At 70.6% G+C, this 13,167-nt stretch carries 10 protein-coding genes; 2 read left to right on the top strand and 8 right to left on the bottom strand.

Annotated features, from left to right (window positions below):
- Positions 1 to 17: 17 nt before the first annotated feature.
- Positions 18 to 1,307 carry a cytochrome P450 gene (locus ACIOMQ_RS21760; RefSeq protein ID WP_401265120.1) on the bottom strand — a complete coding sequence of 430 codons (1,290 nt, stop codon included), beginning with the start codon at positions 1,305 to 1,307 and terminating at the stop codon, positions 18 to 20.
- A 368-nt stretch (positions 1,308 to 1,675) separates the two neighbouring features.
- Here ACIOMQ_RS21760 and ACIOMQ_RS21755 point away from each other — a divergent pair, with 368 nt between their 5' ends.
- A complete protein-coding gene (locus ACIOMQ_RS21755; protein WP_362202374.1) occupies positions 1,676 to 2,194 on the top strand; it encodes a GNAT family N-acetyltransferase in 519 nt (172 codons plus the stop codon).
- A gap of 185 nt (positions 2,195 to 2,379) precedes the next feature.
- Here ACIOMQ_RS21755 and ACIOMQ_RS21750 read toward each other — a convergent pair whose 3' ends face one another.
- The 6 genes from ACIOMQ_RS21750 to ACIOMQ_RS21725 form a co-directional block, all read right to left on the bottom strand.
- Positions 2,380 to 4,029 carry an FAD-dependent oxidoreductase gene (locus ACIOMQ_RS21750; RefSeq protein ID WP_401940966.1) on the bottom strand — a complete coding sequence of 550 codons (1,650 nt, stop codon included), beginning with the start codon at positions 4,027 to 4,029 and terminating at the stop codon, positions 2,380 to 2,382.
- A 40-nt stretch (positions 4,030 to 4,069) separates the two neighbouring features.
- The gene (locus ACIOMQ_RS21745) at positions 4,070 to 4,984 is read right to left on the bottom strand and encodes a diiron oxygenase (RefSeq protein WP_401265113.1); all 915 of its coding nucleotides are present in this window, start codon (positions 4,982 to 4,984) and stop codon (positions 4,070 to 4,072) included.
- Between the two features lie 764 nt (positions 4,985 to 5,748).
- On the bottom strand, positions 5,749 to 6,930 hold the full coding sequence (locus tag ACIOMQ_RS21740; protein ID WP_362202366.1) for an MFS transporter: 1,182 nt from the start codon (positions 6,928 to 6,930) through the stop codon (positions 5,749 to 5,751).
- Positions 6,930 to 7,370, bottom strand: a complete 441-nt coding sequence (locus tag ACIOMQ_RS21735) for a hypothetical protein (protein ID WP_362202363.1) — start codon at positions 7,368 to 7,370, stop codon at positions 6,930 to 6,932. The genes ACIOMQ_RS21740 and ACIOMQ_RS21735 overlap by 1 nt, the downstream gene beginning before the upstream one ends.
- 78 nt (positions 7,371 to 7,448) lie before the next feature.
- A complete protein-coding gene (locus ACIOMQ_RS21730; RefSeq protein WP_402189897.1) occupies positions 7,449 to 7,751 on the bottom strand; it encodes a hypothetical protein in 303 nt (100 codons plus the stop codon).
- Positions 7,752 to 7,865: 114 nt separating this feature from the next.
- Positions 7,866 to 8,687: a PASTA domain-containing protein gene (locus ACIOMQ_RS21725; protein WP_402189894.1), complete on the bottom strand. Its 822-nt coding sequence runs from the start codon at positions 8,685 to 8,687 to the stop codon at positions 7,866 to 7,868.
- A gap of 496 nt (positions 8,688 to 9,183) precedes the next feature.
- Here ACIOMQ_RS21725 and ACIOMQ_RS21720 point away from each other — a divergent pair, with 496 nt between their 5' ends.
- Positions 9,184 to 11,889 (top strand): SpoIIE family protein phosphatase, encoded by a 2,706-nt coding sequence (locus ACIOMQ_RS21720; protein ID WP_402189891.1) that lies wholly within the window; start codon positions 9,184 to 9,186, stop codon positions 11,887 to 11,889.
- An 87-nt stretch (positions 11,890 to 11,976) separates the two neighbouring features.
- On the opposite strand, the gene ACIOMQ_RS21715 is transcribed toward ACIOMQ_RS21720, so the two are convergent.
- On the bottom strand, positions 11,977 to 13,107 hold the full coding sequence (locus ACIOMQ_RS21715) for a PP2C family protein-serine/threonine phosphatase (protein WP_362202354.1): 1,131 nt from the start codon (positions 13,105 to 13,107) through the stop codon (positions 11,977 to 11,979).
- Positions 13,108 to 13,167 lie beyond the last annotated feature (60 nt).

Below are 13,167 nucleotides of genomic sequence, written 5' to 3'. Positions count from 1 at the left end.
CGGGACCGCGCGCCTGCTCAGCGCACGTGCACCGGCAGCGATTCGACGCCGTACACGATCGACAGCTTGCGGAAGGCCAGTTCCTGGGGCGGGACGGCGAGACGCATCCGGGGAAACCGCCGAGCCAGGGCGGGATAGGCGGAACGCAGTTCCATGCGCGCCAGTTCGGCGCCTATGCAGCGGTGGATTCCGTACCCGAAGGCGAGATGCCCCGAGGGGTTGCGGTGCGGATCGAAGCGTCCGTCGTCCATGACGTACGACGCGTCACGGTTGGCGCTGCTGAGCGAGCAGAGCACCATGTCGCCCCGGGGAATGACCACGCCCGCTATCTCGATGTCCCGACGGGCGAACCGGGGAAAGGCGATCTGCACCGCGGAGAGGTAGCGCAGCACCTCTTCGACGAACGGCGCGGCGGCCGCGTCGTCCGTCCGTATCCGCTCGAAGACCTCGGGGTTCCGCAGCAGTACGAGGGAGCCCAGGGCGATGGTGCTGGCGGTGGTCTCGAAGCCGCCGGTCAGCACGCCGTCGGCGAGGCCCGCGAGTTCCTCGTCGTCGACGCTGTCGCCGTGCTCCTTCACGATCATGCCGAGCAGGCCGTCGCCCGGATTCTCGCGCTGCATCCTGACCACGTTCCTGAAATACGCCAGCGACTCCGACATGGCCCCGAAGGGCGCGGTCGTGCCACCGAAGAGGTCGAAGCGGTCCATGGCCAGTTGCTGGAAGTCGTGGCGGTCGTCGTAGGGCACGCCGAGCAGCTCGCAGATGGTGAGGGAGGGGATCGGCAGCGCGAAGTCCTTCACCAGGTCGACCGGGCCCTGGTGGGCTTCCATCGCGTCGAGGCGCTCCTTCACGATGGCATCGATCCTGGGAGTGAGCCGGCGCAGCCGGCGCATCGTGAACTCCGGGGTCAGGATGCGCCGCAGCCGCGTGTGCACGGGAGGGTCGCTGAACCCGAGCCCGCCGGGGCTCTGTTCCGCCGCCACTCCGGCGTTCGTCGCGAGGTGGGCGAAGTCGGTACTGAATCCGTCGGCCGATCCGAGTACGGCCTTCGACTCCTCGTGGCCGGTGACCACCCAGACATCCATACCGAACGGCAGCGACACCTTGGATACCGGCGCCTTCGCCTGGAGCCCTGCCAGCTTGTCCACCGGGTCCAGGCCGTCCCTGCGCAGGAGCATCAGCAGGTCTTCGGGCAGCAGCCGGATCGTGGAGGAGCCGATTCCGTACTTCTGGATCCTGGACAGGTACGTGCGCCCAAGCCGGGCGGTGAAACGAGAACGGAACTTCGTCCTCAACGTGTTCTCCATGGGTCGTCGCGCGGTCCGCACACACGGTGCGGAGATGAGAGATGTGCAGCAGGCTCGGAAGTGGACAGGGACAGGCGCCGGCACGGCTCGCTCCGAGAGACGTCGTACCTCGGGGCAGGAGCCGGAAGAGCGCTGGTAGCACACGGTAGCGCGAGCGAGCGGGACGGTCATTCGGCCGCCATCGATGCCCGGACCGGCCGACTGCCGCGGCGGTGGCTGCCGGTTCAGGATCACCGGTCGTGCCAACCGGACGCGGGACCGCCCGGCGAACGGTGCGGGGGCCGGGGAACGTGCCTGTTGTCGGCATGCTGCGTGAGCGGACCGGATCGAGCCCGGCCGACGGGGCGCCGGGAACTATGCTCGGGGACATGATCGAGACTGAGCGACTGTCGCTTCGGCCCCTTCGTCCTTCCGACGTGGATGCGTTCGTCGACCTCCACGCCGACCCGCGGGTCAACCGGTTCGTCGGGGCCTACTCCCGTCAGCAGGCGGCGGAGCGCCTGGCTGTGATCGAGCGTCAGTGGGACGAGCGGGGCCATGGCCTGTGCGCCGTCGAACTCAGGTCGAGCGGTGAACTCGTCGGACGCAGCGGCCTGCAGTACTGGGAGCAGTTCGACGAGGTCGAGCTGGGATGGACGTTCCGGGCGGAGCACTGGGGGCACGGATACGCCACCGAGGCGGCCAGGGCGTGCCTCGACTGGGGTTTCGCCACGCTGAAGGAGGACTACTTCACCGCTCTCATCCGGCCGGGCAACGACCCGTCCGTGAAAGTGGCCGAGCGTCTCGGCTTCTCGCCGCGCCGACAGGACACGGTCAAGGGCAATCCCGTCACGGTGTACGCACTGGACCGTCCCACCGGTCCGGCCGGCCGGACCGGCGCAACCTGAGTAGTCAGGACGGACCGGGGCCCGGCCTCGGAAAACGGAGCGCTGCCGACCGGGGGTGAAGACCTCCTCGGCGCGGTGGCGGGCCGCGAAGTCACCGTGCGGGCAGGGGCGTCACACACCGTGGACGCCGCTGCCCGCACGCGGCCTCGACCTCTGCCGTCAAGGACCGGACCGCGTCGGGGCGTTCAGCTCGGCAGTCGCGGGCGGCCGCCCTTCGCCGCCGCGACCAGCTCGGGCACCGTACCGAATTTGACCCGTGGGCGGCCGTCCTCGCGACCGCGCGCCAGCTCGGCCCTGTCGATGGCGGCCAGCCCCCGGGCATCGACGACGTGGCGGCTGCGGCTCCGAACGAGGCGGCGGAACGCCTTGGACGAACCCGCGGGTGAAGGCAGCGCGCCGCCGACCGCATCGGCCAGGAGCGTGCCGACCGTCTCGGCGGCGCACACGCGGTTGGCCCCGATGCCGCCCGAGGGGCCCCGCTTGATCCAGCCGACCACGTACGTCCCGGTCCGCCCCGTCACGCGACCGCCCTCGTGCGGCACGGTGCCGCTCGCTTCGTCGAAGGGCAGCCCCGCCACGGGCAGACCGCGGTAGCCGACCGCGCGCAGGAGTACGCCGGCCGGTATGTCCAGCTCGCCCGGACCTCCCGTCACCCGCGCCGCCCGGACGGTGCCGTCGCCGAGCACCGCCACCGGTGCGGAGTGAAAGCGGAAGACGATGCGCCGTCGTGACACGGGCGTGCGCGACCAGTCCACCGTTTCGCGGGTTGCGCCCCGCAGCAGCGCGGCCTTCTCGTTCGGCGCCGCGCTGTCGATCGTCGCACCGATGCGCGGATCGTGGTCGTCGACGACCAGTTCCACGCCCGGCAGGTGGTGGAGGGCGAGCAGCTCGGGCCCGCTGTACGCCGCGTGCTCCGGGCCGCGGCGACCGAGCAGGACCACTTCGCGGACCTTCGAGGTGCGCAGGGCCGCGAGCGCATGGTCGGCGATGTCCGATTCGGCGAGCTTCGAGGGGTCCGTGACGAGGATGCGGGCGACATCGAGGGCGACGTTGCCGTTGCCGGTCACGACCACGCGCTCGGCCGACAGGTCGATGACGTCCGGCGCGACCTCGGGGTGGGCGTTGTACCAGGACACGAACGTGGTCGCCGAGATGCTGCCGGGGATGTCCTCGCCCGGGATGCCGAGTCGGCGGTCGGCGGACGCGCCCACGGCGTAGATGACCGCGTCATGGTGCGCGGCGAGTTCCTCCGCGGTGATGTCCTTGCCGATCTCGACGCCCAGCCGCATCCGTACCCGGGGATGGGTGTGGAAGCGCGCGAACGTCTCGCCCACCTTCTTGGTCGCGGGGTGGTCGGGAGCCACGCCGTACCGCACGAGTCCGCCGGCCACCGGCAGCCGGTCCACCAGTGTCACTTCGGCAGGGGTGTGCAGCAGCAGATCCTCGGCCGCGTACATGCCCGCGGGGCCGGTGCCGACGACCGCGACCCGGATCGGCGCGAAGCCGGACGGCAGGCTGCGCGCGAAGGTGGGCGCGCTCCAGTGGTGGAAGTTCGGCCCGGTGCCGCTCGGTCCGGGTTCCACGCCGGCGAAGTGGGCCGCGTTGACAGCGGCGTAGTTCTTCTGCGCGTCGGGCAGGCTGTCCACCGGGAAGATCGCGTCGACCGGGCAGGCATCGGCGCAGGCACCGCAGTCGATGCAGGTCGCCGGGTCGATGTACAGCATCTCCGTACTGCCGAACGACCGCTCCTGCGGTGTCGGATGGATGCAGTTGACGGGGCACACGGCGACGCATGTGGCGTCGCTGCAGCAGGTCTGGGTGATGGCGTAGGTCATGTCGTCAGCTCGGGTCGCTCGATGGGTCGGCCGGCTCGGGTCAGATCAGGTTGGCGCGCTTGTAGAAGACCAGCGCGGGCCTGGTGAGGAGCCGCGCCGAGGCCAGGAACTCCATGAGGCCCGCACAGCTGGACCGCATCAGGGACCTGTGGTGCTCGTTCGCCCGGGCCTCGGCGAGGGCGCGCTTCGTGTCGAGCCCGGCGTTCGCGTAGACGTTCCGGTTCACCATGCTGGTGACGATGAAGTAGGAGGCGACCGCGATCACGAACGCGTTGAGCTGCCGGCGCAGGGCACCCGCGTGCCGAAGCCGCCTGCGGGTCTCGTCGCGGGCGAACTTCATGTGCCGTGACTCCTCGACGACATGGATGTTGTTGATGGTGCGTACGAACGGTGCGACCCGTTCGTCCCGCATCCAGTCGCGCTGCATGACGTCGAGCACTTCCTCGGCGACCAGAATCGCGGCGTAGGCCGCCTCGCCGAACGCAAGTGTCTTGAAGGCCCTGCCGAGTTCGAGCACCATCCGGTGCGGGCGATAGGCCGGGGCGCCCAACTTCGCCGCTCCGCGCGCGAACATGATGGAGTGCCGGCACTCGTCGGCGATCTCCGTGAGGGCCCACTGGAACCGCGGATCGGCCGGGTCCTTCGTGTAGATGTCGCGCAGCACCATCTGCTGCAGGATCATCTCGAACCAGATGCCGGTGCCGGCCACCGACGCGGCCTCCTGCCGCGTCAGCTCCTTGCGCTGCGTCTCGGTGAGCTCGTGCCAGTACGCCGTCCCGTAGAGCGTGCTCCACTCCGGGCTCGCACCGTGGAAGCCCTTGTCCAAGGGGGTGTCCCAGTCCACCTCCGCGGCGGGGTCGTACGAGAGCTTCGCGGACGAGTCGAGCAGGCGCCGGGCGGCGTCGTGCTCGTGGAGCCGGTCCTGGTCCCCCGGCCGAACGGTGCTGCTTGCCATGTTGCCGCTCCTTGAATCGACAGATCGACTCGGCGCCGGCCGCCGGTGGCCTCATCCCGTGCCCGCTCGATGAGAGCCATGGCTGCCGAGCGCCGCCCTCGCTCGCTTGTTAGACGTGACGTCTAGCAAGTTGTTGGACGGAACGTATAACAAGAGTGGTGTGCGGGCCTACCCCTCGTAGAGAATCCGCTCGAACCCGGCCGGCGGCGACGAGGCGGCGACATCGTGCTCCAGCCCTTCCGGAACCGGGTCCGTACGCCTGCTGCGAGCGGACACAGAGTGCGCTCACCCACTCGGCGTCCTGCCCGGACAGGGATGTCGACGGGGCCCGAACGGCAGGCTCACAGCCCTGCGGGATCCCGCGGACACGGTCTCCGACCGGACCGTCACCATGCCGTTGACCAGGCGTGAAAGCCTCGGGCGGCGCCCTCGCGGATACCGCGGTCACCGCCACCGCTCGCAGAAGCACCAGGGCGCCCGGCGCGCCTGAACACGCAGTGCGATGAGGCCGGAAAGCAGTGCCTGACGGCCCCGCACCGCTCGGAGCGAGTCCCGCTGGAGTGGGCACTCCTCGTCGATCGCCGTAGCATGGTCCACGAGGACGGCTCCTCTCAGAGAGAGATCGGATTCACCATCAGTGGCAGCCTCCTGCGAGAGCAGGGGGCTGCTGCCGTGTCAGCCGGCATTCGGCGGGCGGACCTCCGTCGACCCCCGTGCGGTGTCCGCGCACGACGTCGACGACCCTGCGATGTTCCAGGCGTGGTTCACTGCGGCGTCCTGCGTGCGGCGTACGTTCCCGCACCTGCCGACAGCAGCATCACGCAGCCCGTGAAGATCAGCCCGGCCGGGCGCAGTCCGAGCCAGGTGGCCAGCGCGCCGACTCCGACCACCGGGACCGAGATCCCGGCATAGGCGACGACGAAGAACGCCGAAATGGTGCCGCCACGATGGCGTGCCGGGGCGGCTCCACCGATCAGAGTGAGTGCCGCGCGGAAGGCGAGTCCCTGGCCGCTGCCGCCGCACAGCGCACCGAGGACGAGCAGGACCAGGGACTGGGCGATGAGCGATGCCGCCACCAGCAGCAGGCCCACGACGAGGATGCCGCAGCCCGCGGGGAGCGCGCGGCGCGCACCGATCCGTTGCGTCAGGGACTGTCCGACGGTCGAAGCGAGGAACACGGAGAACACCACCGCGCCGGAGACCGCCAGATTGTGCACACCCAGTGTCCGCGAGGCGAAGCTCGGCGCCACCGCCGTGAAGAGCCCGAGAAGCGCGAAGCCCGCGAACGCCGCCAGCGAGGCGGGCCTGAACACGCCCTTGACCTCGGGCGGCACGGTGATTCCCTGTGGCCTGGGACGCGGCCACCTCTTCGGTTCGGCCACGGTCTCCGGCAGGATCCAGGTGATCCCGGCGGCCGCGGTCACCAGCCCCAGGTGGACCCAGAAGGGCAGCGTCAGCGGCCAGGGGGTGTACTGCGCGAGGAGACCGGAGAGCAGCGGCCCGCAGCCCAGGCCACCCATGTTCGCCGCAGTGGCGGCGAAACCGGCTCGCGCCCGCTGTCCCGGACCCGCCAGTTCGATGACGGCCGCCGTCGCCGCGCCGCTGAGCAGACCGGCCGCGCAGCCGGACAGCAGCCGCCCCACCAGGAGTTGCGGCAGACCGCTCTCCAGGAGGAAGCATCCCGCGCTGGCGGCCGACAGAACCATGGCGCACAGGAGTACGGGCCTGCGGCCGACTTCGTCGGAGTAGTTGCCCACCACCAGCAGCACCGTGATGACCGCGATGGCGTACACGGCGAAGACCACCGTCAACATCAGCTCGGAGAACCCGATCTGCTCCTGGTAGAGCCCGTACAACGGGGTGGGCAGGGTGGTCCCGGCCATTCCGACGGCGAACACCGCCGCCGCTGCCCGATAGCCCGGCCGGCGGCCACTGCCCGGATTCATCAGTCCCAGAGCTTGTACGTCACGACCCGGTGTGTATCAGCCGGCGTGCTGTGCGTGTAGGTGAGTTGCAACCGGGTGAAATGCTGCAGCTCGGGATGGTTCTCCCAGCTCCGCGGCCGGTCCAGCCTCACCTTGACGGGGTAGGAGTGGAACGTGCCCGCGGCGCAATAGGGCTGACAGTCGTTCACCGCGTCGAGTCCGCTGCCCACGGCGGACGCCGGTCCCCATTGGGTCCAACGGAGGGAGATCAGGCGGTTGTTGCCGTCCCCGCAGGCGAGCAGGAAGTCGCCGGGACGTACTTGTGAACCCGCGAAGCAGTCGACGGCCACGGTGCGAGTGGGCGAGGACGACCTCGCGGAAGCGGACGTCGGTACCGCCGCCGCCGCGAGCGTCGCGGCAGCACACATCATGACCGCCGCCCTGAGCTTGTCTCGTTGCATGTCGGCTCCCTGCTGCCTCTTTGCTCACACGACGTCCAGACCGCGCCGGACCGCCCCCGCGGGGCCGGGACCGGAGCGTCAGAAGAAGTGCCGGTGGCGGCGCCCTTCCTCCGGCGGTCGTTCCTGAATCGACAGTACGACCGCGCCCGGGTACGCACCACCCGTACCGGTGATGGCCGTGCGGAGCAGGAGGAGAGGAGGAACCGGCGCGCGGTGGCGGGCTCGGCTGCCCGACCCGGAGCCTGCCGCGTTGCGCCAGACGGTCAGGTCCAGTGTCATGTACGTACTGGGCGAATCCTCCAGCAGCACCGTCCCGACCGGCAGCGCCCCGTGCGCGACGACCGTGCCGGCGAGCCAGCGGCCGGAAGATCTGCGAGGCACTGCCCGGCTCCGGCTGCTGACCACTCATCGACTCATGCCCCCATGCAGAACGCCAATTGCCGAACCGCACCCTGTACAAGGACCGGCCGTCGGCGCCTGCTCGGACGAAGGACGTCAGCACCACCACTTGCGGTGGCAGATGCCGGGGCGGTGGAGGTGGACATCCGGTCCGTCCACGTCGATGTCGGTGTCGACGTCCGTGTCCTGGCCGGACCCGGAATCTCCGCCGGCGACCGCTCCGGGCTCCGGCGGGCAGGAACTGCCCGGGTACACCAGGTCGAGGCGGACGATCTGGTAGTGGGGGTTGTCGATCTCCTGGCCCGCCGCGGGTGTCTGCTGGCACACCCGCCATTTCTCGTGTTTCTCCGCCACGTCCGGCAGGTCGTCCTCGGGGCGGGCCGGGGAGGGACGGATGTCCCGGATACCGATCGCCCCGAGCGCGGTGTAGGCCTGCCGCGATGTCTTGCCGACCACGTCGGGGAGGGCCGGATAGCCGATGGGCCGTCCGTCGGCGGGCGGGCACGGCTGCCCGAAGGGGACGGCCGCGAAATCGAGCGCGTCGGCCTCCGAGGAGCGCATCGGAGCGGACTGGGCGTATGCGCCGGCCGCCGGAGTCTGGAAGCACACGGCCCAGCCGGTCGGGCGGGGACGTTCGTCCTTCTCCGTCGCGTCGTGGGAACCGTATCGAAACCCCTGCTCGCGTGCCTTGCGGTAGGCCTCGTCCAGCCGCAGCCCGGCGTAGTCGGCCACCCGTATCCGGGTGGTGTGGTCCGGCGGTGCCGGTGGTGAGGCAAGGGGAGGGTACGAGAACGTGGGGGAGGGAGCCGTCCGGCCGGATGCGCCGGCGCACGCGGTGAGTGGAGCGAGTACCAGAAGGGCGGTCAGGGCTCTGACCGCGAGAACCGTTCCGCGCGCCGTGCACCGGCTGACTGACATCGGCGTCCCTGCTCCTCTGCGACCGGCCACGACCTCCGTGGACCAGAGAAGATCATAGCGGTGCAAAAGTGATGACCATGGCGCTGACCAGCGCTGATGCGGCATCGGGGCAGGTGTCGTCAAGGCGGCTCTCCGGACTCGCGCTCCGGGCCGAGGCTCTCGGCGAGTGCCTCCAGCCGCTCTGCGTGCGTGGTTCGGCCCAGCCCGGGGCGACGGTGATGTACCCGTCCGCCAGGTGTGCCGCCCGTTCGGTCGTCGAGCGGGTCATCGCGCCGAATGGGGCCGGGGCCGTGTCCGACCGCGGTTTCGGGCCGGGCCGTCGCCGTTCCGGCGTATCACCTCGGGGTCGGCACCGATCGCCTCGCCCACCGCTGGGTCCGCAAGGTGTTCAGGCCCGTGGTGCGTGCCGCACCGCAGGACCTCCCTCTGCCCGTCGGTCGTCGCACCGTGTACCGCGCGGGTCGCTCAGTGTGTGCGAAGGGTGTACAAAGAGGGCATGCCCGGACGGGACGGCCGCGGACGCTCGGTTCTCAGGATGCGAACTCTCGCAGGTCAGGTCTTCCTCCTGCAGTTGGCGATCGTCGTGTTGCTGGTGGCCGCCGCCGTGGCCGCGCTCGTACTCCAATCCCGGGCCGACGGTGAAAGAGAGGCCCGCAACCGTTCGGTCGCTGTCGCCCAGGCCTTTGCCGCCTCACCGGGGATCGAGACGGCACTGAAGGGCCCCGACCCGACCGCGGTGCTCCAGCCGCTGACCGAGCGGGCCCGGAAACTCACCGGGGTCGACTTCGTCACCGTGCTGAACCGGGCCGGAATCCGCTACACCCACCCCGTGCCCGACCGGATCGGGAAGAAGTTCGTCGGCAATCTGAAATCCGCCCTGAACGGCGGGGTCGTCGTCGAGGAAGTCACCGGGAGCATCGGCCCCCTCGTCCAGGCGCTGGTACCCGTCGTCGGACACGACGGCACCGTGGTGGGCCTGGTCTCCGCCGGAATCACCGTCAAACGCGTGAGCGGCGTGATCGAGCAGCAGTTTCCTCTCCTGTTCGGTGCCGCCGCGGCGGTCCTGACCATCACCACGGCCGGGACGGCGCTCGTGAGCAGACGGCTGCGCCGTCAGACCCACGGTCTCGGCCCCGCCGAGATGACCCGGATGTACGAGCACCACGACGCCGTCCTGCACGCGGTGCGGGAGGGCGTCCTCATCGTCAGCGGCGGCGGCCGGCTGCTGCTGGCCAATGACGAGGCCCGTCGGCTGCTGGGCCTGCCGCCGGATGTGGAGGGGCGCGTGATGAGCGAGCTGGCGCTCGATCCGGACACCATGGAGCTGCTGGTCTCGGGGCGGACCGTGACCGACGAGGTGCTTCCGGTCGGCGAGCGCCTGCTCGCCGTCAACCAGCGGCCGACCGACCGGGACGGCGGACCGGCCGGCAGCGTGACGACACTGCGCGACACCACCGAGCTCCGGGCGGTCAGCGGGAGAGCCGACACGGCGCGCGGACGGCTGAGTCTGCTGTACCGGGCCGGCACCGAGATCGGCACCACCCTCGACGTGGTGCGCACCTGCGAGGAACTGGCGGCGTTCGCGACCGCCGGCTTCGCCGACTTCGCCACCGTCGACATGGTGGAAGCCGTGCTGCGCGGCGAGGAGCCCACGCGCGCGGGCCTGGACACCGAATGGCGTCGCACCGCCTCCAGCGGCGTCCGGGACGTCACGGCGCTCTACCCCGTCGGCTCCGTGATCCGCTTCCTGCCCGACACGCCCGTGGGGGCCGTCCTGCTCCGGGGGGAGACGGTTCTCGACGCGAATCTGGCGGCCTTCGACGGCTGGCAGCAGCAGGACCCCGCAGGAGCCCGGCGGCTCGTCGCGGACGGATTCCACTCGATGATCGCGGTTCCGCTGCGCGCCCGCGGCGCCATCCTGGGCGGGGTCCTGTTCTGGCGCGCGGGGGAGTCCGGGCGGTTCGAGGACGAGGACCGGTCCCTCGCCGAGGAACTGGTCGCCCGAGCCGCGGTGAACATCGACAACGCCCGCCGCTACACACGCGAGCACGCCATGGCGGTGACCTTGCAGCGCAGTCTGCTGCCGCGCGGCGTACCCGACCAGAACGCCATCGACGTCGCCTACCGGTACCTGCCCGCGCAGGCCGGACTCGGCGGGCTCGGCGGCGTCGGCGGGGACTGGTTCGACGTCATCCCGCTGCCCGGGGCCCGTGTCGCCCTCGTCGTGGGCGATGTCGTCGGCCACGGCGTACACGCGGCCGCGACCATGGGGCGCCTGCGCACGGCGGTCCACAACTTCTCCACCCTCGACCTGCCGCCCGACGAACTCCTGTGGCACCTCGACGAGCTGGTCGCCCAGATCGACCAGGACGAGGCGGTCGACAGCGCCGACGCGGAGGTCACCGGCGCCACCTGCCTCTACGCGATCTACGACCCGGTGTCCGGGCGCTGCACCATGGCGCGAGCCGGCCACCTCCAGCCGGTGGTCGTCCACCCGGACGGCACCTCGGAGTTCGCCGACGTGCCCGGCGGCCCGCCGCTGGGACTCGGCGGCCTGCCCTTCGAGACGCTCGAAGCGCTGCTGCCCGAGAACAGCCGGCTGGTGCTCTACACGGACGGACTCGTCGAGGACCGGCACCGGGACATCGACGACGGGCTGTCACTCCTCGGCCGGACACTCGCCGAGAACGCAGACCGGACACCCGAGGAGACCTGCGAGGCGGTCCTGCGCACCCTCGTACCCGAACGCGCCCGCGACGACATCGCGCTGCTCGTCGCCCGTACCCGGAGAGTGGACGCCGCGGACGTCGTCCAGATGGACGTGCCCTGCGACCCGTCGTCGGTGTCCCGGGTACGGGCCGAGGTCTCCCGCAAACTGGCCGAATGGGGTCTGGCGGAGGAGGCGTTCACCACGGAGCTGATCCTCAGCGAACTGGTCACCAACGCCATTCGCTACGCCTCGGGCCCCATCGGCGTACGGCTGCTCCGCGACCGCTCCCTGATCTGCGAGGTCTCCGACCACAGCAGTACCTCGCCCCATCTGCGGCAGGCGGCCGGCACGGACGAGGGGGGCCGCGGGCTGTTCCTCGTCGCCCAGTTCGCCGACCGGTGGGGGACCCGCTACACGGACCACGGCAAGGTCATCTGGACGGAACAGGCACTCCCGGCCGACCTGCGGCGGAACAGCCTCTCGGCTCCGTGAGCCGGCCCGGTCGGACCAGGTGCCGATCCTGGCTGATGTATCGGGTGCCACGTGCTTTCCGGGTGCCGCGCCCCGGGCCGGGGGCGTTCACGACAGCGTGAGGGCGATCACGGCCCGGTCGTCGTCCGCTCCGGCCGACCACTCGTCCCTGTCCGCCCTGAGGAAGGACACGAGGGCCTCGGGATCCGGAGTCCGGCCCCCGTCGGCGAAATGATCCGTCAGCCGGGCCCGTACCGGATAGAACTCGCCTTCCGCGTTCCGTGCCTCGCTCACTCCGTCCGTGTACAGGACGACCACCTCCCCGGCGCGCAGCGGGTGAGTGGTGACCTCGGCGCCGCCGGTGCCCAGTTCGCCCAGCCCCAGAGGCAGCGCGGGGGAGGTGCGGAGCCGCTGCGTGCCGTGCGGGGTGAGCAGAAGCGGTGCCGGATGTCCGCGATCGACGATCCTCACCGAGCCGCCGCCGGGGGGAAATTCCAGAATGAGAGCGGTGACGAACAGTTCCTCGTCCTCGGCCGAGCATCCGGAATTGCGGGCGATGCTGAGTTCGAGGTGATCCGCCAGACGGCTCAGGTCCGTCAACTCGTGGGCGGACACCCGGAAGCTCCCCAGGACGGCCGCGACCGTCTGAACCGCTTCCAGGCCCTTTCCGCGTACGTCTCCGAGAACGACCCGTACGCCGAACGGGGTTTCGCACAGATCGTAGAGGTCGCCACCGACGAGCGTGCCGCCCTCACCCGCTTCGTAGAAGCCGGCTGCCCGCACCGGACCGATCCGTCGCGGGAACGGGCGGAGCAGCGTCAGCTGCATGGCCTCGGCGACCGAACGGGCGTGGACGAGGCTGGCCTCGGCACGGATCCGCTGCCGCGACAGCGCGACGCTGGCGACGCCGATCAGCGCGGTGGCGGTGTAGAGGGCCACGTGGTGGTTCTCCGCGATGTGCCCGGGGCGCCGGGAGGCCAGCCACACCTCCAGCCCCAGACATACGACGGTGATCCCGGCGGTACGCCGGGGGGTCCGTGTGACCGCCGCGACGGGCGGAACTCCGACCAGCAGGAAGCTCAGCGGTTCGCGGCTGCGGGCCGCGAGGTCGGCGACCACGTCCACGGCCGTCAGCAGCAGAGGAAGCCACCAGACCCACGTCCTGTCGCCGCCGGTCCGAGGCCGCCACCGCAGCAGGCCCTTGATCCTTCCCGCGTCGCCATCACCGGCATGTGACATAGGGGAACCTTATGTGCATTTTTCGTGCTGTATCCGTTGCGTACGGCGGAGTGTTCAGGC

It is taken from the genome of Streptomyces sp. NPDC087845 (assembly GCF_044742755.1).
In the GTDB taxonomy this organism is placed as follows: Bacteria; Actinomycetota; Actinomycetes; order Streptomycetales; family Streptomycetaceae; genus Streptomyces.
This window is presented reverse-complemented; position numbering and strand designations above follow the sequence as displayed.

Bases quoted from the DNA above. Each gene is read 5' to 3' on its own strand.
- ACIOMQ_RS21760 (WP_401265120.1), bottom strand. From the start codon at position 1,307: ATGGAGAACACGTTGAGGACGAAGTTCCGTTCTCGTTTCACCGCCCGG.
- ACIOMQ_RS21755 (WP_362202374.1), top strand. From the start codon at position 1,676: ATGATCGAGACTGAGCGACTGTCGCTTCGGCCCCTTCGTCCTTCCGAC.
- ACIOMQ_RS21750 (WP_401940966.1), bottom strand. From the start codon at position 4,029: ATGACCTACGCCATCACCCAGACCTGCTGCAGCGACGCCACATGCGTC.
- ACIOMQ_RS21745 (WP_401265113.1), bottom strand. From the start codon at position 4,984: ATGGCAAGCAGCACCGTTCGGCCGGGGGACCAGGACCGGCTCCACGAG.
- ACIOMQ_RS21740 (WP_362202366.1), bottom strand. From the start codon at position 6,930: ATGAATCCGGGCAGTGGCCGCCGGCCGGGCTATCGGGCAGCGGCGGCG.
- ACIOMQ_RS21735 (WP_362202363.1), bottom strand. From the start codon at position 7,370: ATGCAACGAGACAAGCTCAGGGCGGCGGTCATGATGTGTGCTGCCGCG.
- ACIOMQ_RS21725 (WP_402189894.1), bottom strand. From the start codon at position 8,687: ATGTCAGTCAGCCGGTGCACGGCGCGCGGAACGGTTCTCGCGGTCAGA.
- ACIOMQ_RS21720 (WP_402189891.1), top strand. From the start codon at position 9,184: ATGCCCGGACGGGACGGCCGCGGACGCTCGGTTCTCAGGATGCGAACT.
- ACIOMQ_RS21715 (WP_362202354.1), bottom strand. From the start codon at position 13,107: ATGTCACATGCCGGTGATGGCGACGCGGGAAGGATCAAGGGCCTGCTG.